A 20,823-nucleotide genomic window follows, 5' to 3' on the forward strand; every position below is an offset into this window, starting at 1 on the left:
AGGCTTCTCACCTTCACATACCCAGGTAGGCGACGCGCAGGCGCTCGTCGCTGCGCACCTCGTCGATCCCGCCTTCGAGCATCACATGCCCCTCATTGAGGATGATGCAGCGGTCGGCGACCGCGATCGCAGCCGCCACGTTCTGCTCGGCCATCAGGATTGCGCAGTTGCTCGCGGCCTTGATGCGCCCGAGCGCCTCGAAAACATCCTCGACCAGCTTGGGTGAAAGCCCCGCCGAGGGTTCGTCGAGGATCATGACCCGCGGCTCGATCATCAGGGCGCGGGAGATCGCCAGCATCTGCCGCTGGCCGCCGCTCATCGAGCCGGCGAGCTGCTCGCGCCGCTCGTGCAGGATCGGGAAGAGCTCGAAGACGGTATCGAACGATCGCCTGCGTTCGGTGGCCGTTGCGGCGGGCCTGAGGGCCTCGAGCGCCCCGGTCAGGTTGTCAATGACGCTGACATTGGCGAAGCAGCGCGCGCCGTCGGGAACGAAGGCGATCGAGCGGCGCGCGAGTTGCCAAGGGTTGAGGCTGGACAATTCCTCGCCATCCAGCCGCACGGACCGGGTCCTGGCCCTGACAGTGCCGACCACTGAGCGCAACGACGTGGTCTTGCCGGCGCCATTCGAGCCGAGCAGAACCATGACCTCTCCGCCGACGACGGACAGCGACAATTGCGGCACAATGGTCAGGGCGCCGTACCCCGCGCCGGAGATCGCGGCCTCGAAGCGGTTCATAACGTAAACCCCTTGCCGAGATAGGCTTCCCTGACGGCCGGATTGCGCAGGACCTCGGCAGGCGCGGCCTCAGCGAGGAGCTTGCCGTTGTTCAGGACGATCGCATGGCCGCAGAGCGTGGCGATGATCCGCATCACATGCTCGATCACCACCACCGTGATGCCTCCGGCATGGACCTTGCGCACAAGGTCGATCACCTGCGCGGTATCCTCCAGGCTCAAGCCCGCCATCGCCTCGTCCAGCAGCAGCAAGCGGGGCCGGCAGGCCAGCGCCCGCGCGATCTCGAGGCGGCGCAGATCGGAAATCGAAAGCTCCGCGCAGGTCGTATCGAGCGGTGCGGTCAGCCCGCAGAACCGCGCGATGTCGGCTACGTTCCTCGCCTGACAGGGCAAGGCCCGATCGGAGCGGACATAGCGCAACGGCACGCCGATTACCTCGCCGATCGTCAGCTCCCTGGGGACGCGTGGAACCTGATAGGTTCGCGCCAGGCCCGCGGCGACGATCTGGTCTGAGCGCAGCCGCGTCACCGGCTGATCGCCGAGCAAGATCTGCCCGCTATTGGGCGGGATCTGGCCCGAGGCCATGTTGCAGAAAGTGCTCTTGCCAGAGCCATTGGGGCCGATCAGGGCCGTGATGCTCCCACTCGGAATGTTCAAGGACAGATCGTTGATCGCCTTCAGCCCGCCGAAGGCGACGGTGCAGGCGGTGACTGTGAGCCAGGTCATGCCAGCCTCCCATTGCCGGGGGCCGCAACCAGGTCGGGCGAGCCAGCCGTCCGCCGCCGCAACAGGGCCATGCCGCCCACCAGCCCCTTCGGCAGGAGGAGAATGAAGAGGATGATGACGGCGCCGTAGACGACCTGGTAACCGGTTCCGCCGACGATATGCCGCGCCAATTCCTCCAGGAGACGCAGCACCAGCGCACCCAGGATCGGGCCGAGCGTCGTGTCCATGCCGCCGAGAATGCTGACCGCCAGCGGCAGCACGCTCCAGTTGGGCGTGAACACATCCTCGGGGATGACGTAGCCGTATAGCCCGGCGTAGCAGGCGCCGGCGACCCCGGCGATCATGCCCGAGACCGCGAAGGTTGCGACTTTCGTGGCGACGACAGGAACGCCGGAGGAGGCGGCCAGGGCCGGATTGCTCCGGATCATGAAGAAGGCGGGGCGGAAGCGGCCACCGAGCAGGATGTCGCTGACCATGGCCGCGACGATGAGGAACACCGCGATGAGCACGAGCTGGGCAGCCGGCGAACCTTCCATCAGGACCGGCGGCATGATGCCGGTTGAACCGCCGGTGATGCCGGGCGTAACCAGGATCAGAACCTGCATCGATAGGCCGAACGACATGGTCGCGATGGTGAAATAGAGCCGACGCAGGCGCAGGGTGACCAGCCCGAGCAAGATGGCCGCCAGGGCGCAGAGCAGGATGGCGCACAGCCAGCCGAGCACCGCACCGAACTGAGGCGTCAGCAGGCCGGAGCCGTAAGCGCCGATGCCGAAGAAGGCCGAGTGCCCGAGCGAGACCTGGCCGGTTCGCGACAGAATATCCCAGGACAGAGCGAGGATCGCGGAGATGGCGATGCCGATCGCCGTCTGGATCAGGAAGGCGTTGCCGCTGAGGGCAGTGCCGCCGAGCCCGGCCCCGACCGCAAGGTAGATCGCCAGTTGGCGCGAGATCGTGGTCACTGCGCCGCCCTCCCGAACAATCCGCTCGGGCGCACGATCAGCACCAGCAGCAACAGCAGGAAGGCAACGCCGAAGCCGAAACTGCCGCCCTGCGGCACAAAGGTGCTGGTCAGCCCCTCCGCCAGGGCGAGGATCGCGGCGCCGATCAGGGCTCCCGGAATATTACCGAGGCCCCCGAGCGCGATGATCGCGAAGGCCCGGATGACGAGATCGAGCCCAACGGCAGGGTGGACATAGAGCGTCAGCGCCACCAGCCCGCCTGCAACGCCGGCCGCAAAACCGCCAATGACGAAGGACAGCTCGAATACCCGGTCAACATTGATGCCGGTATGCATCGCAAGCTCCGGATCGTCGCTCGCGAAACGCATCTGCGTGCCATAGCGGGTGTGCCGCATGATGAATTGCAGCAGCAGGAAGAGCAGGCCCCCGACACCGGCCACGACCAGATTGTTGCCGGGGATCGTGACCTCGCCGAGCTTGAGCGCCGGCAGCAATTGCGGCGCCTGCATCACTCGCGGATCGGGGCTCCAGAGGATGATCGCCAGGTTCACCAGCAGGATCGAGAGGCCGAGCGTCGCCAGCAATTGATTGTGTTCGTCATGCTTGAGAATACGCGCGAGGAATCCGCGATAGACCAAAGCCGAGAAGAGGCCGATGGCGACGCCTGAGATCAACATGCCGATCCAGGGCGAGATGCCGAAGCGCGTGAACAGGGCATAGGTGAGAAAAGCGCCCAGCATCACGAACTCGCCATGAGCGAAATTGATGATGCGCGTCACGCCGACGGTGAGCGTCAGGCCGGCGGCGATCGCCGCATAGAGGCCGGCGACGGTCAGCGACAGCAGGACGGCTTGCAAGACGGAGGCCCAGGTCATGGCTTTCGCTCCCTCCTTGCCGCCGGGTCAGTCTTCGACCAGGACGGCGGCGGCTTCCGAGAAATCGACGAGCTTCGATTTGTAGTCGCTGCGCGGCAGCGTGTTGTTCGGCACGAGCTCGATCCGGGTCGTGACGACCAGCGTGGCGCGGATATCCTTCTCGATCCGCTCGGCCAGGCGACCGGGATCCGCCATATGCTCGGCGAGTTCGACGAGAACCTTCAGCGGTGGCATCTGCTTGACGCCCTTGGCACTCGGCCGGATCGACATCACGCCGCTGACATCGGGCGCGAAGCGGTTGACAACTTCGCGGATCGCCGAGGGGAAGACGTTGACGCCGCGCACGATCATCATGTCGTCCGTCCGGCCGATGCAGCGGATCCGCGGCGACGTGCGCCCGCAGCGGCAGGGCTCCGTCCAGACCATGACGTGGTCGCGGGTGCGGAAGCGCAGCAGCGGGGCGCCCTGATGGCGAAGATGGGTGAGGACGAGTTCTCCTGTCGCGCCCTCGCCGATCGGAACCGTCTCGCCGGAGCTCGGGTCGATCAGCTCGAAATGAACGAAGCCGCGGCCACTGAAATGCATGCCGGCCTGCTCTTCGCATTCGCCCCAGAGCGAGACCGAGATGTCGCCGAGCCCCATCGCCTCGTAGACCCTGGCGCCCCAACCCTGCTCCAGCTTGGCGCGCATCGCCGGTTCACCGCCGCCGGGCTCGCCGGCGACCATGATCCGCTCGATGCTGCTGCCGGGCAGGTCCAGATCGCGCTGCTCCCCGATCTCGGCCAGGTGGAGTGCGTAGGAGGGCGTGCAGGCCAGCGTTCGGGGTCGGAGCAGCTTGATCGCCGCCAGCAAGCGCTCGGTGTTGCCCGTGCCGACGGGGATGTGACAGAAACCGAGGCGGTTGAAGGCTTCAAGCGCAGCGCCAGCCACGAAAGGCCCGGCATTGTAGGTCGAGATGACGACCTCGCCGCGCTGGGTGCCCGGAGCCGTATAGCTCCGGCAGGAGGTGGTCACCCAATTGTCGAGGTCGCCCGGCGTCAGCGGAACATAGCTCGGCAGCCCCGTGGTGCCGCTTGTGGAGAAGATGCGCGTCAGCTTGTCGACCGAACTGGCGAAATGGGTGCCGATCGGCTCGTTCTCGCTGCGGGTGGCGCGCAGTTCGTCCTTCTCGGTGAAGGGAAGTGCGGCGATGTCGTCGAGCCCACCGACCTTCGCGGCGCTATCGAATCCCGCTTCGCGTAGCTTCGTCTGATAGAAGCGGGAGTTCGCCAGCAGATAGTCGATCTGCGCCTGGTAAAGCGGCTCGTCGATCTTACGCTGCTCGGGCCACGGGAGTTTCTCGATCTCGGGCTGGTACATGGCACTGTCTCCGCGGCTTCAGTCTTCGCGCTTGTAGGAAATCGCCTTCTCGGCGTGATGAGCCATGAGGAAGCCAATCGGGCGCTCTTGCTCCTCGGCGAGATGACCGAGCAGGCCAGCCGTCCTGGCTAACAGCGGGATCGCCTTGATCATTGCGGGCGGGAACTTCAGATCGAGCAGCACGGCCGCGATCGGCCCCGAGACGTTGAGCGGCATCGGCTTGCCCCAGGCTTCGGCGACCGCAGGCCGGAGCCGGCGCAGCAGATCGACATGGATTCCCGAAACCCCGCGTTCATCGGCGAGCGCAAGGATGCGCTCCGAGCGCGGATCGACCGGGTGGTGGATCGGGTGGCCGAAGCCTGGAATCTTCCCGCCTCGCGCCCGGACCTCGGTCGCGATGCTGCGGACGACTGCGTCCGGATCGCCGCCCTTCTCGACCTGCTCACGAGCCTCGCTCAGCATGTCCCCGCAGAGCTGGGCCGTGCCGAGGACGACTGTGCCGCAGCCGAGAATGCCGGCGGCGACGGCTCCTTGCAGGCTGTTCGGGTCGGCCGCGAGGGTCATCCGTGCCGCCTGTGCGGTCGGTGTCAGGCCATGCTCCGCTATGGCGATCAGCAGCGTATCGAGAAAGAAGAGCTGCTCGGGATCCGGGTCGTGCCCGGTGACAAGCAGGAAGAAGAACGCGGTGAAGCTCTTCTGCCCCATGAGGTCGTTGCAGAGATCCCGGCCACGCACCTCGATGCTGCTTGCGTCGGCGGTGCAGATGCTGGTGACGGGCTCGCCCGCCTTGCCGATCATCATGGCCTCACCCGCCCGGTCCGAAGGGTGAAGGAGTCTTGGCGAGCTGGAAAAAGAGCGTGCGTTTCCACACGCCGAAGCGGCGTTGCAGACATTCGTCTCCTCCACGATTTCAGCCGGTCGCGCCGGCTTGTCATTCATTATTGTAGGACAATATTTGAGGACAAATTCTTGTCAACCCCTGATCTCGATGCTAGGTGTGCCCAGGGAGGAAGCATGTCGGACGCCATCGATTTCGCAGCACAGGGGCCGGTCCGCGGCGCGACGGTCGATTATGTGATGCAGCACCTGCGCGACGGCATCGTCGAAGGCCGGTATGCTCCCGGCCAGCGCCTGATCGAAGCCGACCTGACGCGGGAGCTCGGCGTCAGCCGTGGACCGTTGCGCGAGGCGCTGCGGCGCCTTTCCGCCGACAACCTGCTGGAAATCGTGCCAAACCGTGGCGCGATCGTTCGCCGGCTCTCGATGCGTGAAATGCTGGAGCTGTTCTCTATCCGCATCGCGCTGGAGAGCCACGCAGCGCGCGAAGCCACGCGGATGCTGGCTACCCCGGGCGTTAGAGCCCGCTTCGAAGCCGACATCCAGCCGATATGGCTGGATCGCCCCCGCCTCGCCGACCCCAACTATATCAACGAGAACCGCTCTTTCCATGAGGCGATCATCCGGGCCACCGGCAATGAGCGGCTGATGGCCCTGACGATCCAGATGCAGCTGACTCTGCTCATGTTTCAGCTCAACGGTGCTCTGACCGCCGACAGCATCGCAACCTCGGTCGTCGAGCATCGCGCAATCGCAACCGCGATGCTCGACGGAGATCCCGAAGCGGCCGCGACGCAAGCCCGAACCCATCTCGAACGCGCGCGCAACCTGGCAGAGAACATGCCGTCCAAAGTCTTCGGCAACGGCACGCGCGTCGCGAGGCTCTGAGCGGAGAGCCTTCGCCGAAGGGGGCATTCCGGCAGATCGCGGTCAGGCCGCGACCTCCGCCTCCTGCAACAGCCGCTGCATCTCCTCTCGCCCGAGGCTAGCGCCGAAGATCGCGCTGCCTGTCGCGAAGGCCCGACTCGCGGCAAGCACGCCGGCATCGACCGGGTCGAAGCCGATACGATCGATGAATCCCGTAACCAGGTGGCGGGCCTGCGTGTCATCCCCGGCCAGAGCCAGGGCTCGCCGTTCAGGATCGCCGGAGGGTCGCGCCGCTTCGTCGATTTCGTGGTAGCCCATGTGGTTGAAGCTGCGTACGAGCCGGGCTCCAGCGAGATAGTCCTGGATCAATTCACTGCTGGAGCGGGCGCCCTCGAATTCGGGAATCACCCCATCGGTTGGCGCCCAGTAGTTCATCGCGTCGATCACGACCTTGCCCGCGAACAGCTCGGGCCGCAGAGCGCGATACTTCGACAAGGGCAGAGCCAGGATGACGATGTCGGAGGCGGCGATCACCACCTCCGCCTCGTCGGCCCGGGCGCCGGGGACCATGATATCCAGCAGGAGGGCGATCTCAGCCGCCGGCTTTGCCGTCGCGACCCGGACATCGTAGCCAGCCGCGACGGCGCGGCGCGCGAGCGCCGTGCCGACCCGCCCTGCCCCCAGGATGCCGATCGTCTCCACAGTCTTGTTCATCAGCGCCTCCTCAGGCAGCCAGCCTTGCACCGAGTTCGGCCTCGACCAGCGGCTTGACCCGCGTGCCGAGCAACTCGATCGAACGCAGAAAATCCTTCTGCGGGAGATGACCCACATCCATCTGGAAGAACTGGCGCATGTGGCCGATCTGCCCATGCAGCGTGACGATGCGCTGGGCGATCTCCTCGGGGTCGCCCACGAACAGCGCACCGGCGCCGCTCGCCTCCAGGTCGTAGTGATGGCGCGGCGGCGGCGCGAAACCGCGAATCTTGCCGATCGATTCCATCACAGCATGCCAGTGGGTCCAGAACTGCTCCTTGGCCTTGGTCGCGTCCTCGGCGACAAAGCCTGGACTCGCGATCGAAATCTTCAGCTTTCCGGCCGGAACTTCCGCCTGCGCGCCGGCACGACGGTAAAGCTCCGCGAGCGGCGCGAAACGCGCAGCCTGCCCGCCTATGATCGCATAGGAGACGGGCAGTCCCAGCAATCCGGCACGCACCGAGGATTGCGGGTTGCCGCCGGTCGCCAGCCAGATCGGCAGCGAACCGCTATCGGGGCGCGGCACGACCAGCGCATCGTTCAGCGCCGGTCGATGCTTGCCCTTCCAGGTCACCGTCTCGGTCTCGTTGATATCGAGCAGGAGGTCGAGCTTCTCGGCGAAGAGCTCGTCATAATCATTCAGGTTATGACCGAACAGCGGGAACGACTCCGTCGACGAACCGCGCCCGGCCGTGATCTCGGCCCGACCGTTCGAGACCGCGTCCAACGTGGCGAACTGCTGGTAGACGCGGACCGGATCATCCGTGCTGAGCACCGTCACCGCGCTGCCCAGCTTGATCGTCTTCGTCACGCTGGCGGCGGCACCCAACACCACGGCGGCGGCTGAGGCCGGCATCTCGCGGGTGTGGTGCTCGCCGATCCCGAAGAAGTCGAGCCCGACCTCGTCGGCGAGCTTGATGGCCTCGAGCAGGTTGCGCGTCGCCTGCGCGGTCGAGCCGAGCTCGCCCGTCGCCGCGTCGCGCTGTACATCGCCGAAGCTGTAGATTCCAAGTTCCATGATCCCTCCTTCTGCGAAGGGCGGTGCTTGTCGCCCTGCCCTTCTGTCGGTATATTTTCGTAACCTGGCCTAATATTGTGACCGTCGAAAACCGTGCAAGGAGGCACATAGGTGTTACCTGAGACCGGCGGATTGCTGGAGATGTGCCGTCCGGTGCGCCAGATCCTGGCGCGCGTCGGGGACAAATGGAGCGTGCTGATCGTGATGGCGCTGCGTGACGGGCCGCGCCGCTTCAACGAGATCAAGCGCGCCATCGGCACGATCTCGCAGCGCATGCTGACATTGACCCTGAAAGGCATGGAACGCGACGGGCTGGTCAGGCGGACGGTGACACCGACTAAGCCGCCGCGCGTCGATTACGAGCTCACCGAGCTGGGCCACTCGTTGCGCCTGCCAGTCGAGCAGCTTGGGCACTGGGCGATCGAGCACGAGGCGTGGATCGCGAAGGCTCAGGAAGCCTTCGACCGTCACGACAGGCTTGGCCAGCCCCGTCTCTCGCGAACAGACGCGGAATGATCGATGCCGACTCCGGCAATGGCCCCGTGGCTTACGCCGGCGGCCGGAAGGTCGTGGTAATCGGTAGGCTCCGCCTCAGCGTCTTGGTCACGGGCGTCTTTTCCCAGACAGCCGCAAGCCGCTCCTGGGCATCGGCCGCCTGCGGCAGGCTGAAGAAGACCTCGCGTCGGATCGATTCCTCGCCGTTCGCATCCCTGAGGAAACGGGCCTCGACCTCGATCCGGCCGAGATCCCAGCCCTTGCGATCCGCATACATCCGCAGGGTCAGCGAGGTGCAGGCCGCCAATGCCGACAGCAGGATCTCATAGGGTGCCGGGCCGCTGTCGGTCCCGCCGGCGCTGACGGGCTCATCGGCTCTGAGAACATGGGTGCGTGTGCGGATCTCCTGGGCGAGCCCGCTGTCGCAGACGAGGTGAACGGACGACATCCGAAACTCCTGGGAGTGCGCCGGCTACTCCGGCAGGGGAATGAACTCGTTCTCATCGGGGACGTGACCGAAGCGGCCCTGCTTCCAGTCTTCCTTCGCCTGTTCGATGCGTTCCTTGCTCGACGAAACGAAGTTCCACCAGATATAGCGCGGCCCCTCCAGCGCCGTGCCGCCGAGGAACATCATCACCGTCGGCTGCGCCGCGCGCACGGTGATGCGGTCGCCGGGCTTGAAGATCAGCAGGCGCGGCCCCTCGAAGCGGTCGCCGGCGATCTCGACCTCGCCGCTCACGACATAGATCGCCCGCTCCTCATGATCGGCATCGAGCGGCACGCTCATCCCGGCGCCGAGCGCGACCTCGACGTAGAACCAGTCGGAGACCGTGGTGACGGGCGATGCCCTGCCGAAGGCGGACCCCGCGATCACCCGTGCCTTCACGCCCGTGTCCTGGACGATGGGCATGTCCTCCGCCGCATAATGCTGGAAGGAGGGTGCAATCTCCTCCTTGGCAGCCGGCAACGCGATCCAGCTCTGCAACCCGTACATGTTGTGCCGGCCGTCGCGGTCGACCTCCGGGGTCCGCTCGGAATACGAGATGCCCTTGCCGGCCGTCATCAGGTTCATCGCGCCCGGGCTGATCTCCTGGATATTGCCCTCGCTGTCGCGATGGGTGATGCGCCCGCCGAACAGATAGCTCACGGTCGCGAGGCCGATATGGGGATGGGGCCTGACGTCCATCCCCTGCCCGGCAATGAACTGCACCGGCCCGAAATGGTCGAAGAAGATGAACGGCCCGACCATCTGCCGTCGGCCATGCGGCAGAGCGCGCCGGACATTGAACCCGCCGAGGTCGCGCACGCGGGGCACGATGACGAGTTCCAGCGCATCGCAGGATTTTGGATCGCCGGTGATCGGATCTTCCGTCGGCAGCCAGCTCATCGGTCCCTCGCGCCTGTGGTCCAACGGAGATCCGGCCCTCATCCGGGTTACGCCAGAGTCTCCGATCAAGACTATGATCGCTCGCGCCCACGCTGGCGAGGCTTTCGGCTCGAGCCATCGTTCGACACAGAAGAACATGGCGTTCGCTATGGCTGCACTTTTGCCGCTGCGGCCTGATGCTAGGATTTTCGGGCCGGGCGGCGTCGCTTCGACCTGTTTCCGGTACGGCCTACCGCCGCCGAGGCACCCGGTCAGCGTGCCGCACCAGCAGCGAGGATGGAAACATGACCAGCGAAGCCATTCGCGACCCGAAGAAAGATCACCTGCTGACGCCACAGAACTCGGCCTTCATCATCATCGACTACCAGCCGGTCCAGGTGAACTCGATCGCCTCGATGGACCGCCAGCTGCTGATCAACAACATCGTCGGCTCGTCCAAGGCGGCAGTTGTTTATGGACTGCCCATCGTCCATTCGACGGTGAATGTGAAAACCGGCTTGAACAAGCCGCCGATCCCGCAGATCCAGAAGGCGCTGAAGGGCATCCCGACGGTCGACCGGACCTCGATCAACTCCTGGGAGGATATCGAATTCCGCCAGGCCGTCGAGGCGACCGGACGCAAGAAGCTGATCATGACAGCGCTTTGGACCGAGGCCTGCCTGACCTTCCCGGCACTCGATGCGCTCGCAGAAGGCTATGAGGTCTATGTTGTGGCTGACGCGGTTGGCGGTACCTCGGTCGCCGCCCATGAGGCGGCGCTGCGCCGGATCGAGCAGGCCGGCGGCAAGATGATCAGCGTCGTGCAACTCTTCTGCGAATTGCAGCGCGACTGGGCCCGCAAGGACACCGTGCCGGAGTTCATGAATCTGTTCATCGAAACCGGCGGCACTGCCGGCATCCAGTTCTCCTACGACCGCAGCGAATAGTAAAATAAGCCGCTACCCCACCGCTCGGGGTAGCGGTCCAGCAGATCGTGCCGCACTTCGGCAATTTCCTACGGGAGGAACCTGGCTATGAGCGAACTGGTTCTGGTCGTCGCCCTGCGCGCCAAACCCGGCAGGGAGAGCGAATTGCGGCGGGATCTCGCGGCGGTGGTCGAACCGTCGCGCCAGGAAGAAGGCAGCCTGCGCTACGACCTCTTCGTCGATCAGAACGAGCCCGGCCGCTTCGTCTTCGTCGAGCACTGGGCCTCGCGCGAGCAGCGCGACAGGCATCATCACGAGGGGCCGCACATCCAGCATTTCCAGGCCCATGGTGCGGAGAATGTCGAGCAGATGGAATTCGCCTATTTCCTCGACCGCGTCGTCTGACACCCAGAGCGGCTTACTCCTCAAAATTGGCCAACAGCCGAAAAAGGCGCCGACTAGACAGGTCGCACTCTCGGTGACCGTTGCAGTTTGTGCTTCGCGTCGCGAACAGGTTCCCAGCATGATCGAGAATCCGAACCAGCTCCGCTTCCTTCTGCCCATTCTGGCACCCCTCTATAGGGCGCAGGAACCGCTCGCCTATCTGTTCCTGCGCCTCACTTCCGGCCTCATCATGGCCCAGTTCGGCTGGACGAAGCTGTTCAATGGCGGCATGGGGCGCGACATCGAACTCTTTCAGAAACTCGGCCTCGAGCCGGCCGTACCGTTCGCCTATTTTACGAGCGGCCTCGAACTGATCGGCGGCGTTGCCGTCGCTCTGGGGCTATTGACGCGGCCCTTTGCCTTCATGCTCTTCATCGAACTCTTAGTCATCGCCATTATGGTCATGATCCCACGCGGCGCAGGCTATCACCTCACGGTCGTTTGGCTGGGAGCCTATGCTCTCATGGCTGTCCAAGGCGGCGGGCGCCTCTCGCTCGACCGCTGGCTCGGGCGCGAAATGTAAGGTGATGGAGGCCGCCCGTCGCACCGACCTAGGCTCCGTCCGCTCTGCTTGGGAGCTTTTGCTCCCAAGGCGCGCCATTGGTTAAGCGCTGGCCAAGATAGTCGACGAGTGTCCGGACCCTAAGGGACACGTATCGAGTCGATGGATAGACCGCATAGATCGTGTCAGAAAGCGGACGTTCGTCCGGCAAGACGTGGATCAGCGTTCCGGCCCGCAAGGCATCAGCCGCGATGAACAAGGGTAGGATTGCCAACCCGAGACCGGCAATGGCGAAATCTCGCATTACCTCGCCATTGTTTGCAACGATATGGCTGTGCGTCACGATCGAGCGCGGCGGCAAATCCGGAGCTACCGGCGCGAATTGCCAGAGCCGGCCAGCATGAGCATGGGCATAGTCAATGCAGTTGTGAGCCGCAATCTCGGTGATTGCTTGCGGCAGCGGCCTCTCTCGCGCATAGCCGGGACTGCAGCAAATCACGCGGCGGCTCTCGCACAACTTGCGCGCGATGAGAGTAGAATCCGGCAGGCGACCGATCCGGATAGCCAGATCGTAACCGCCCTCGACAAGATCCAGCATGCGGTCGTCGAGGTCGATGGCGAGCCCAAGAGCGGGGTGCAACCGAGCGAAATCTGAAAGCATCGTCCCCAGATGCAATGTAGCAAAGCTCATCGGCACCGTGACGCGCAATTGCCCACTCAAGGGTCCAGGCCGATCTGCCACAGACTCGATCGCTTGATCGATCACCTGTCGCACTCCGCGCATCTGCTCGTAGAAGATGCGCCCCCGCTCGGTGGGAATGATGTGACGGGTAGAGCGTTGCAGCAACGCGACGCCAAGCGTCTCTTCCAGGTCGCTCAAGCGCTTGCTGACGACTGATTTAGATAATCTGAGCTCGGCTGCGGCAGCCGTTACCCCCCCTGCCTCTACGACTTTCAGGAATGTCTGAATATCCTCAAAGCGCCAGCTCATTGTTCCAAGATAACGGCCCGGACGTATCGAGCGAAGCGGCTTCGGTGACATGCCGGGGAAGCCTTCAGAAAACTCATGCTATCGGCGTCGGCGCATAGGCGGCAAAGCGCCAGCCGGCATCCTCCCGCAGCCAGACTGCCAGATAGCGATTGTTCAGCGATTTCGGTGTACCGTTGAGGCTGACATCCGCTTTCATCACGCCCGTTACCAGGGCGACATCGCCACGGACCTTGATGTCCTGATCCTCATGGTCGATGCAGTGATAGTCGAAGAACTTCGCCCGGACCTTCTCGAGATAACTCGCCTTGTCGTCGCGCGCCGCGTTCGAGTGTGTGTAGACGAGTTCCTCGGACAGCAGTTCACCGAGCGCGGCGAGATCGGCTCGACGCATCGCCTCGTAGCGCCGCTCCTCCAGCTGTTCGATCACCTTGATTGCGGCATCGGTCATAAGGGCATCCTTTGCTTTCGCGAAAAGGCCAGGCGCCGTCAGAGCGTCCGCCCGGCATCGATCTTGAGGTGAGCGCCGGTGAGATGCGGAAGCTGGTCGCTCAACGCGAAGGCGACGTAGCGCCCCAGCTCCGCGGCATCGACCACCTCGCCCATCGGCAGGCTCTGCGCCACCTGGTCGAGATAGCCGGGCATCGCTCTGGTCGCGCCGGTCGCGGTCGTGCCCGGCACCAGCGTATTGACTCTGATGCGATGCGGCGCCAGCTCGAGTGCGAGGGCGTGCATCAGCGCGTGCACGCCGCCCTTGCTGGCAACGTAAGGCAACAAGCCGGGGACCGGCCTCAGCGCCGTCGACGACCCGGTTGCGATGATCGAGCCGCCCTGCCCTTGCCGGACCAGCACCCGTGCGGCCTCCATCACAGTCAGGAAGGTTCCGGTGAGATTGACGTCGAGCACCTGCCGCCAATCTTCGAGCGTCAGCTCCACCGCCGACTTTCGTGAACCGATGATGCCGGCATTCGCGACCACGCCATCGATGCGGCCGAAGCGATCCAGCGCAGTATTGAACAGGCGAGCGACAGCCTCGGCATTGCGGATATCCGTGGGCATCGCCAGCGCAGCCCCAGCGGTTGCCTCGATGGCAGCCGCCGCCTCCATCAACCTGTCTGTGTCCAGCCCCGCCATGACGAGGCTTGCGCCCTGCGAGGCGCAGGCCTCCGCCGTTGCTTTGCCAATACCGGATTCCGCTCCGGTCACGACGACGGCTTTGCCGACGAGCAGCATGATCTTCTCCTGCGCGAAAGCTTGGCAGCAGATGAGAGTGTGGACCGACCGGCGCCTTCGCCGGCCGGTGCGACGCGCCCTAAGCCGAGAAGGGTGCGAAATCGCTGTGGTGCTGGATCCAGGGACGCGGCGGCGGCGCCCCCCAACGATTGACGACCTTGATGTTGGTCAGGTCGGGATCGATATCTGCCACCCTGGGCTCGTAGCCAGCATCGTTGACGATGACCTCCATCTCCGAGGAGCATTCGACCATGAAGCCGGACCGGTCGACATAGTAGGTGAAGAGATTGTCGCCGGCGCCGTGGCGGCCCGGTCCCCAGGCGATGACGCGGTCCAGCGCATCGAGAACGTCGCCCAGCCGCATGAAATCGCTGAACTGGGCGAACTCCCAGGCATAGTGATGGATGCCTGGTCGAGGGCCCTTGACGCATCCGACGGTGTGGTGTCGCCCGTCGGCCGCCCGCATCCAGACGAGCTCGCATCCCGTCGTTCGCTCGGACAACTTCAGGCCGATCGCCTCGTGCAACTCGCCGTAGATCCGCCAGGGATCGGGCGAGGTCAGGTTGACGTGGCAGATGCCACGCGGGTGAATGCCCGCTCCGGCATAGCGCCGCGGCTGATCCGCCGGCATCGGCGTATGCACTTCGAAAACCTGCCCGTCGCTGGTGGCGAAGGTGACCGAATGCTCGATGCAGGCCAGCGAAGGCGTACGGGACAGCACGGTCAAGCCGGCTGCCGCCGCGCGCGACGCCGCCGCCTCGACCGCGTCGGCATCGTGGGCTTCCAGCCCGACGGCACGTGCCGCGTTGGCCGGGGCCTGATGCAGCATGAGCTCGGCCCGCCGGCCCGTCGCCGTCAGGATGGCCTTGCCGTCGTGACGATCCACTACGCGCAGGCCGAGCACGTCTTCGGCATCACGAACCGAGGCATCCAGATCCTCGACATTCAAAGCCATGTAGCTCTGGCGAGTGACCAGCGGCGTCATGAGCGTAACTCCCTCGTGCAATCCGTTGTTATGCTTGTTTCGTTCGGCGACGGTCGAACCGCGATCAGGCGGCGTTCGCCTTGGCCACCTCGTCACGGACAGGGTTGCGCAGGATGCCGAGGCCTTCGATCTCGACCTCGCAGACATCGCCGTCCTTCATGAAGAGCTGCGGCTTGCGCGCGAAGCCGACGCCGGCCGGCGTGCCCGTGACGATCAGGTCGCCCGGCTCCAGCGTGATCGCTTCGCTGAGATAGTAGATCAGGTCGGTGAGCGGAAACACGAGATCATTCGTGTTGGCGGACTGAACCACCTTGCCGTTGAGGCGCGTCTCGATCTTCAGCCCCTTGCCACCGGGCGGCAATTCGTCGGCCGTCACGAAATCCGGGCCGAAGGCGCCGGTATCGTCGAAATTCTTGCCGACCGTCCATTGCGGCGACTTGAACTGGTAGTCGCGGATCGAGCCGTCGTTGAAGATCGAATAACCGGCGACATGATCGAGCGCGGCCTCGCGCGAGATATGCCGGCCGCCCTTGCCGATCACCGCCACCAGCTCGCCCTCGAAATCGAGCTGGGGCGAAGCCAGAGGTCGCACGATGGCCTCGCCATGACCGATGAGGCTCGAGGCGAAACGCGGGAACACCGCCGGGTAACTGGGAACGTCCTTGTAGGGACTCTCGGCCGCATGATCGATGTAGTTCAGCCCAACGCAGACCACCTTGGGCGGACGGGCGACCGGCGGGCAAAAACGCAGGCTCGCCTGGTCCAGACGCTTGCCGCGAGGCGCAGCCGCCAACGCTGCCAGTGCCTGCGGTCCGTCCGCGAGAACCTTGCCGAGATCGATGGCGCCGAGATCGAAGAGGTCGGCGCCGTCACGAACGGCCAAGCCCTGCTGCTGACCCGAAACATAACTCACATACCGCATCGTCTTCTCCCTGATTGGATGACGAGACGGTAGCAGTCAATTTCGGAACGTCAATAGATTTTCGAATATCTCAATCAAGATCGACAATCAGCCTTACCCACGCTCTGGGGAAAGAACCCCCTCGGCCGCCAGCAGAATCTGCACGGTGCGATCGAGGTGGCGCCGAATGAGGAAGACCGCAGCGTCAGCGTCGCGGGCAAGCGCCGCCTCCGCGATCTCGCGATGCTCGCCGAGATGGTCGCGCGGCTCGCGCAGATACTGCACCGACAGGCGCCGGTACCGATCGGCCTGATCGTAGAGTTGCTCGCGGAAATGTAGCAGCCAAGGCGATCCACAGGCCGAGACAAGCGTGAGATGGAAGGCGCGGTGGCGCTTCTCCCATTCGGAATCGACCAACCCCTCCGGCCCCAGCTTCGGCTTCTTGCTGAGTTCATGGAGCGCGGCGACGATGCTCGCCTCCCAGGCATCGTCACCCTTCTCGATCGACAATCGGAGGCCCATCGCATCCAATTCCTTGCGCATGAACGTGATGTCCAGCAGATCCGAACGCGACACCGGCGCGACCCGGAAGCCCTTGTGCTCCTCGAGCACGACGAGACCGTCGGATGCCAGCTTCATCAGCGCCTCGCGCAGCGGGCTGAGGCCGATCTCGTAGAGCGCCCGCAGCTCCTCGAAACGCAGGCGCACACCCGGCTTCAATCGGCATTCGAGGATATCGCGCCGCAGCAGCTCGTAGATGCCGGACATGCGCGTACGCCCTTTCGGCTCCTCACTCACCGGACGGGCAAGCTCGCGCTGGGTTGGGCGCACGATGTTCAAAACGGCCTCCACTCTCTCGTCATCTGGGCAACTCGGCTTGTAACACGATCTCCTATGATTTCACATGATATCTTCTATTTTCGAAAATATTTGACATGAGCTGAAAATGTCATAGCCTCGCTCGCAATCAAGGAGCGCCGACAGCGCCCGTTACGAGGGAGAAAGCAGACATGATCCTGAAGGCCTATCGCTCACTGGCTGTGCTTGCTCCGGCAGCACTGCTCTCGCTCCTTTCAACGAGCGCCCTCGCCCAGCCGGCATCGGGCGAGCCGATCAGGATCGGCGCCGTCGTCTCCGCCACCGGCAGCCTTGCTGGGGTCGGCCTTCCTGAACGCGAAGGCATCCTCATGGCGCAGAAGGTCCTGAATGCGCGCGGCGGCGTGAATGGCCGACCGATCGAGATCCTGATCGAGGACGATGCCTCGAGCCCTGACGTCGCCGTCGGCAAGGTCAACGCGCTGGTGCACTCGCAGAAGGTCCAGGCGCTCATCGGAACCTCCGGCATCGCGCAGACGGTCGCGGTCGGCGGCATCACCGCCCCGCTCAAGCTGACGCAGGTCGCCTTCTCGGGCCTCGGCCCCGCCGTGGAACGCGAGCGCACCTGCCTGTTCCACATCACCCCCTCGCAGGAGCTGAACGCCCGCGCGCTGCTCTCCTATGTGCGCGACATGAAGGCGAAGAAGATCGGCGTGCTGCACGATTCCGGCTATGGCCAGGTCGTCTGGAACAGCATGAAGGACCTCGCCGGCGAATACGGCGTAACCTGGTCGCAGGTCGAGAAATTCGAGATCGCTGCCACAGACCTGACCACGCAGGCCGCCAAGGTCCGCGCCAGTTCGCCCGACGCAGTGATCGTGATCTCGACCTCGCCGATGCCGTTCCGTAACGCGCGCCAGGTGCGCATCGCGGCACCGATCGTCTCGGTCCACGGCACTGCGACCTATGACTACGTCAAGGCGATGGGCGATGCGGCCGACAATGTCATCCATGCCGAGTTCCTGATCGCGGAGGATCCGCTGCCGCATCAGCGCGAGTTCGTCGAGTTGTTCCAGAAGGAGCATGGTCGCCTGCCGAAACATTTCGAGGCCGGCGGCTGGGACGCGGTGATGGCGCTCGCCGACGCGATGAAAACGGCAGGCCCCAACGCCTCCAACGAGGTACTCTGCAACGCGATGCGACGGCCATACCAGGGCGTGATGGCCAAGTTCGACTTTTCCGCACCCGACATGGGTGGGCTGACGCTCGCCAGCTTCAATTACTCGAAGCTGGTCAAGGGCAGGTTCACGCGCCTCGACTACTCCGCCGCCGCAAAGTGACCGTGGAGGCGCGGGCGCCTGTCGCCCACCTCCCCTGACGGACTCCGCATTATGTCAGCCAGTCTCATCATGCAGGCGATCCTGTCCGGGATCACCAACGGCTTCGTCTATGCGCTGATTGGCGTCGGGCTGGCCGTGATTTTCAAGGGCACGCAGATCGTCAACGCGATGCAGGGCGAATTCGCCGTGATCGGCGCGATGGTCGCCGTCTTCGCCCTCGAACCGGCCGGCCTGCCCTACGGCCTGGCCGTCCTCCTCGGCATTCTTGCCGGGGCGGTCACCGGCTTCGTCATCGACCGGCTCTTCGTCCAGCCGATGATGCGCCAGAAGGCCGGCGAGGAAAGCTTCCTGCTGCTGACGATCGGGCTCGCGGTCACGCTTTCGGCCGCCGTGCTCTATCTCGCTGGCCGGAACTCCTATCTGCTGCCGAGCTGGGGAGAGGAAGGCGTCGTCGAGATCCTCGACGCCTTCCTGCAGATCCAGGCGCTCTGGCTGATCGCCGCCGCGATCATCGTGGTTGTCGCCCTGCGCCTGTTCTATGGCCGCACGCTGCTCGGCCTATCGATGATGGCCGCCTCCATGGACCCGGACGGAGCAGCCACGAATGGCATCGATGTGCGCTGGATGCGCTCACTAACCTTCGTGCTCGGCGGCATGGTCGGCGCTATCGCCGGCATTCTCGTCGCGCCGCTGGTGGCCGTGAACTATCACCTCGGCATTGCCCTGACGCTGAAGGGCTTCGCCGCCGCCATTCTGGGCGGGCTGACCAATCCGCTCGGCGCGGTGATCGGTGGCGTGACGCTGGGCTTGCTTGAGTCCCTCGCGGTCATCGCCTTCCCGTCCGGCTACAAGGACGTGATCGCGCTGGCGATCATGATCGCCATCATGATCCTGATGCCGAACGGCCTCCTGGGCCGCGTCGGGCGGGTCGGAGGCTAGCCATGCTGAACCGGCTCACCCTCCCGCTCCTGTTCATGCTCGTTCTGGCCTGGGCGCTGGCACCTCTGCTGCTCTCGCGCCATCTGGTTGACCTTCTGGTCTTCGCCGGTCTGTTCACCATCGGAGGGCTCGGTGTCGGGTTGCTCCTCGGCCAGTGCGGCATCGTCAATCTGGCGCAGGCGGTCTTCTACGGCATCGGCGCCTACAGCTCGGCCTATCTCACCACCCAGCTCGGCCTGCCGAGCCTAGCCGGCTTCGTGGCCGGCATGGCGGCGAGTGCCGCGATCGCCATCGCCGTCGGCTGGCCGATCCTGCGCCTGACCGGCTTCTTCCTCGCCTTGGCGACGCTCGCGCTGAGCCTGATCGGTAACGTCCTGTTCTTCGAATGGGACTGGCTGACCGGCGGCACGCTCGGGATCGGCGGCATTCCGAAGCTCAGCCTGTTCGGCTTCGCCTTCGACACGCCCGAACGCGTCTACTATCTCGTCTGGCCGATCGCGTTCCTCGTCCTGGCCCTGGCCGACAATCTGGTGCGCGGCCGGCCGGGCCTCGCCATGCGGGCCATGCGCGACGCTGCCCCGGCTGCCGAAGTGCTCGGCGTCGACATGCACAGTCTCAAGACCGCGATGTTCGTGATCTGCGCGATGCTCGGCTCGCTCGCCGGCTCGCTCTTCGCGCATTACGTCTCCTATATCAGTGTCCAGAGCTTCACCGTCGAACGCTCGATCGCCTTCCTGCTGATCCCGGTCGTCGCCGGCTCGACCTCGATCTGGGGAACGATCCTCGGCGCGCTGTTCGTGACCTTCGTACCGGAGCTCCTGAGTGGCTTCGGTGACATCCATCAGGTTCTGTTCGGGCTCGCCCTGGTGCTGGTCGTGACCCTGCTGCCTGACGGCCTGACCGGAGGGACACAGCGCCTCGCCATGCTGCTGAAGCGGAGGATGGCCTGATGAATGCCGCCCCCGCCCTGAACCTGACCTCTGCAGCCGATGCGGCCGTTCCCGCTACGCTGGAACTATCGGGCATCGCCCACAGCTTCGGCGGCTTCAAGGTGCTGACTGACGTCAACTTCACCGTGCCGGAGGGCCAGATCGTCGGACTTATCGGCCCGAACGGATCAGGCAAGAGCACCTGCTTCAATATCGTCTCGGGCTTCCTGCGTCCCAAGGCCGGCAAGGTCCTGCTCTGCGGTCGCGATATCGCCTCGGACAGCATCCCGGCGCGCACCGGCTACGGGCTGATGCGGACCTTCCAGACGCCCAAGGTGTTCGAACGCATGTCGGTTCTGGAGAACGTCATGGTCGGCCTGCACAAGGACGGCCGCAGCGGCATCCTGACGAGCATGCTGCGCACGCCCGCCGCGCGGCGCGAGCTCCACCGGCTGCGCGAAGCGGCCGAGCAATGCTGCCGCAAATTCGGGTTGGGCGCGCTCCTCGACACCCCGACCGGGCGCCTACCGGCCGGCCAGCGCCGTGTCGTCGAGCTCGCCCGCGCCTATGTCGGCTCGCCCCGGCTGCTGCTGCTCGACGAGCCTTCCTCCGGGCTCAACACCGAGGAGATCGCGCTGCTGCGAGGCTGGATCGCGACGCTCAACCGGGAAGGAATCACGATCCTGCTGGTCAGCCACGATATGGGGCTGATGACGATCGCGGACACCGTGCACGCTCTCTACTTCGGCGAGATCATCGCGTCGGGGCCCATGTCGGCGATCCAGGCGCATCCGCGCGTGCGTGAAGCCTATCTGGGGAGCTGAGCG

Annotated in this window: 25 protein-coding genes; 9 read left to right on the forward strand and 16 right to left on the reverse strand. The window is 64.8% G+C overall.

Annotation, left to right across the window (positions count from 1 at the left end; genetic code table 11):
• Positions 1 to 13 precede the first annotated feature (13 nt).
• The 6 genes from CE453_RS17400 to CE453_RS17425 are packed head-to-tail and all read right to left on the reverse strand — an operon-like array spanning position 14 to position 5,458.
• Positions 14 to 736, reverse strand: coding sequence for an ABC transporter ATP-binding protein (locus CE453_RS17400; RefSeq protein WP_089175726.1), 723 nt, complete (start codon positions 734 to 736; stop codon positions 14 to 16).
• Positions 733 to 1,461, reverse strand: a complete 729-nt coding sequence (locus tag CE453_RS17405) for an ABC transporter ATP-binding protein (protein ID WP_089177971.1) — start codon at positions 1,459 to 1,461, stop codon at positions 733 to 735. The genes CE453_RS17400 and CE453_RS17405 overlap by 4 nt, the downstream gene beginning before the upstream one ends.
• A complete protein-coding gene (locus tag CE453_RS17410; protein WP_157733082.1) occupies positions 1,458 to 2,423 on the reverse strand; it encodes a branched-chain amino acid ABC transporter permease in 966 nt (321 codons plus the stop codon). Before CE453_RS17410 ends, CE453_RS17405 begins: the two co-directional genes overlap by 4 nt.
• Positions 2,420 to 3,298 carry a branched-chain amino acid ABC transporter permease gene (locus CE453_RS17415; RefSeq protein ID WP_089175728.1) on the reverse strand — a complete coding sequence of 293 codons (879 nt, stop codon included), beginning with the start codon at positions 3,296 to 3,298 and terminating at the stop codon, positions 2,420 to 2,422. Before CE453_RS17415 ends, CE453_RS17410 begins: the two co-directional genes overlap by 4 nt.
• A gap of 27 nt (positions 3,299 to 3,325) precedes the next feature.
• Positions 3,326 to 4,657 (reverse strand): phenylacetate--CoA ligase family protein, encoded by a 1,332-nt coding sequence (locus CE453_RS17420; RefSeq protein WP_089175729.1) that lies wholly within the window; start codon positions 4,655 to 4,657, stop codon positions 3,326 to 3,328.
• Between the two features lie 18 nt (positions 4,658 to 4,675).
• On the reverse strand, positions 4,676 to 5,458 hold the full coding sequence (locus CE453_RS17425) for a citryl-CoA lyase (RefSeq protein ID WP_089175730.1): 783 nt from the start codon (positions 5,456 to 5,458) through the stop codon (positions 4,676 to 4,678).
• Between the two features lie 213 nt (positions 5,459 to 5,671).
• Between CE453_RS17425 and CE453_RS17430 the strand changes: the two genes are divergently transcribed.
• Positions 5,672 to 6,382 (forward strand): GntR family transcriptional regulator, encoded by a 711-nt coding sequence (locus tag CE453_RS17430; RefSeq protein WP_089175731.1) that lies wholly within the window; start codon positions 5,672 to 5,674, stop codon positions 6,380 to 6,382.
• A 42-nt stretch (positions 6,383 to 6,424) separates the two neighbouring features.
• Here CE453_RS17430 and CE453_RS17435 read toward each other — a convergent pair whose 3' ends face one another.
• Positions 6,425 to 7,075 (reverse strand): NADPH-dependent F420 reductase, encoded by a 651-nt coding sequence (locus CE453_RS17435; RefSeq protein ID WP_089177972.1) that lies wholly within the window; start codon positions 7,073 to 7,075, stop codon positions 6,425 to 6,427.
• A gap of 10 nt (positions 7,076 to 7,085) precedes the next feature.
• On the reverse strand, positions 7,086 to 8,132 hold the full coding sequence (locus tag CE453_RS17440) for an LLM class flavin-dependent oxidoreductase (RefSeq protein ID WP_089175732.1): 1,047 nt from the start codon (positions 8,130 to 8,132) through the stop codon (positions 7,086 to 7,088).
• 141 nt (positions 8,133 to 8,273) lie between these two features.
• Between CE453_RS17440 and CE453_RS17445 the strand changes: the two genes are divergently transcribed.
• Positions 8,274 to 8,648 (forward strand): winged helix-turn-helix transcriptional regulator, encoded by a 375-nt coding sequence (locus CE453_RS17445; protein ID WP_089175733.1) that lies wholly within the window; start codon positions 8,274 to 8,276, stop codon positions 8,646 to 8,648.
• A 31-nt stretch (positions 8,649 to 8,679) separates the two neighbouring features.
• Here the strand turns inward: CE453_RS17445 and CE453_RS17450 are convergent, their stop codons facing one another.
• Positions 8,680 to 9,075: an OsmC family protein gene (locus CE453_RS17450; protein ID WP_089175734.1), complete on the reverse strand. Its 396-nt coding sequence runs from the start codon at positions 9,073 to 9,075 to the stop codon at positions 8,680 to 8,682.
• A 24-nt stretch (positions 9,076 to 9,099) separates the two neighbouring features.
• Positions 9,100 to 10,014 carry a pirin family protein gene (locus tag CE453_RS17455; protein WP_089175735.1) on the reverse strand — a complete coding sequence of 305 codons (915 nt, stop codon included), beginning with the start codon at positions 10,012 to 10,014 and terminating at the stop codon, positions 9,100 to 9,102.
• 284 nt (positions 10,015 to 10,298) lie between these two features.
• On the opposite strand from CE453_RS17455, the gene CE453_RS17460 reads away from it, so the two are divergent.
• From CE453_RS17460 to CE453_RS17470, 3 genes are all read left to right on the forward strand, one after another.
• The gene (locus CE453_RS17460; RefSeq protein ID WP_089175736.1) at positions 10,299 to 10,940 is read left to right on the forward strand and encodes a hydrolase; all 642 of its coding nucleotides are present in this window, start codon (positions 10,299 to 10,301) and stop codon (positions 10,938 to 10,940) included.
• A gap of 87 nt (positions 10,941 to 11,027) precedes the next feature.
• Positions 11,028 to 11,324, forward strand: coding sequence for a putative quinol monooxygenase (locus CE453_RS17465; RefSeq protein ID WP_089175737.1), 297 nt, complete (start codon positions 11,028 to 11,030; stop codon positions 11,322 to 11,324).
• Complete coding sequence (locus CE453_RS17470) at positions 11,278 to 11,886, forward strand: DoxX family protein (RefSeq protein ID WP_157733083.1); 609 nt, start codon at positions 11,278 to 11,280, stop codon at positions 11,884 to 11,886. The genes CE453_RS17465 and CE453_RS17470 overlap by 47 nt, the downstream gene beginning before the upstream one ends.
• 28 nt (positions 11,887 to 11,914) lie before the next feature.
• Here the strand turns inward: CE453_RS17470 and CE453_RS17475 are convergent, their stop codons facing one another.
• The 6 genes from CE453_RS17475 to CE453_RS17500 form a co-directional block, all read right to left on the reverse strand.
• A complete protein-coding gene (locus CE453_RS17475) occupies positions 11,915 to 12,907 on the reverse strand; it encodes a LysR family transcriptional regulator (RefSeq protein WP_248307771.1) in 993 nt (330 codons plus the stop codon).
• A 22-nt stretch (positions 12,908 to 12,929) separates the two neighbouring features.
• Positions 12,930 to 13,304, reverse strand: a complete 375-nt coding sequence (locus CE453_RS17480; RefSeq protein WP_089175740.1) for a nuclear transport factor 2 family protein — start codon at positions 13,302 to 13,304, stop codon at positions 12,930 to 12,932.
• Between the two features lie 38 nt (positions 13,305 to 13,342).
• Positions 13,343 to 14,086, reverse strand: coding sequence for an SDR family NAD(P)-dependent oxidoreductase (locus CE453_RS17485; protein WP_089175741.1), 744 nt, complete (start codon positions 14,084 to 14,086; stop codon positions 13,343 to 13,345).
• 79 nt (positions 14,087 to 14,165) lie between these two features.
• Positions 14,166 to 15,071, reverse strand: a complete 906-nt coding sequence (locus tag CE453_RS17490) for a VOC family protein (protein ID WP_157733084.1) — start codon at positions 15,069 to 15,071, stop codon at positions 14,166 to 14,168.
• A gap of 64 nt (positions 15,072 to 15,135) precedes the next feature.
• Positions 15,136 to 15,993, reverse strand: a complete 858-nt coding sequence (locus tag CE453_RS17495) for a fumarylacetoacetate hydrolase family protein (protein ID WP_089175743.1) — start codon at positions 15,991 to 15,993, stop codon at positions 15,136 to 15,138.
• A gap of 93 nt (positions 15,994 to 16,086) precedes the next feature.
• Positions 16,087 to 16,803 carry an FCD domain-containing protein gene (locus CE453_RS17500; protein ID WP_248308131.1) on the reverse strand — a complete coding sequence of 239 codons (717 nt, stop codon included), beginning with the start codon at positions 16,801 to 16,803 and terminating at the stop codon, positions 16,087 to 16,089.
• Positions 16,804 to 16,982: 179 nt separating this feature from the next.
• On the opposite strand from CE453_RS17500, the gene CE453_RS17505 reads away from it, so the two are divergent.
• Genes CE453_RS17505 through CE453_RS17520 form a run of 4 tightly spaced genes read left to right on the forward strand, consistent with a single transcriptional unit; the run spans position 16,983 to position 20,820 of the window.
• Positions 16,983 to 18,128, forward strand: coding sequence for an ABC transporter substrate-binding protein (locus tag CE453_RS17505; protein WP_089175745.1), 1,146 nt, complete (start codon positions 16,983 to 16,985; stop codon positions 18,126 to 18,128).
• 51 nt (positions 18,129 to 18,179) lie between these two features.
• Positions 18,180 to 19,067 (forward strand): branched-chain amino acid ABC transporter permease, encoded by an 888-nt coding sequence (locus CE453_RS17510; RefSeq protein ID WP_089175746.1) that lies wholly within the window; start codon positions 18,180 to 18,182, stop codon positions 19,065 to 19,067.
• Positions 19,068 to 19,069: 2 nt separating this feature from the next.
• A complete protein-coding gene (locus CE453_RS17515) occupies positions 19,070 to 20,017 on the forward strand; it encodes a branched-chain amino acid ABC transporter permease (RefSeq protein WP_089175747.1) in 948 nt (315 codons plus the stop codon).
• Positions 20,017 to 20,820, forward strand: a complete 804-nt coding sequence (locus CE453_RS17520; RefSeq protein ID WP_089175748.1) for an ABC transporter ATP-binding protein — start codon at positions 20,017 to 20,019, stop codon at positions 20,818 to 20,820. The genes CE453_RS17515 and CE453_RS17520 overlap by 1 nt, the downstream gene beginning before the upstream one ends.
• Positions 20,821 to 20,823 lie beyond the last annotated feature (3 nt).

It is taken from the genome of Bosea sp. AS-1 (assembly GCF_002220095.1).
Taxonomy (GTDB): domain Bacteria; phylum Pseudomonadota; class Alphaproteobacteria; order Rhizobiales; family Beijerinckiaceae; genus Allobosea.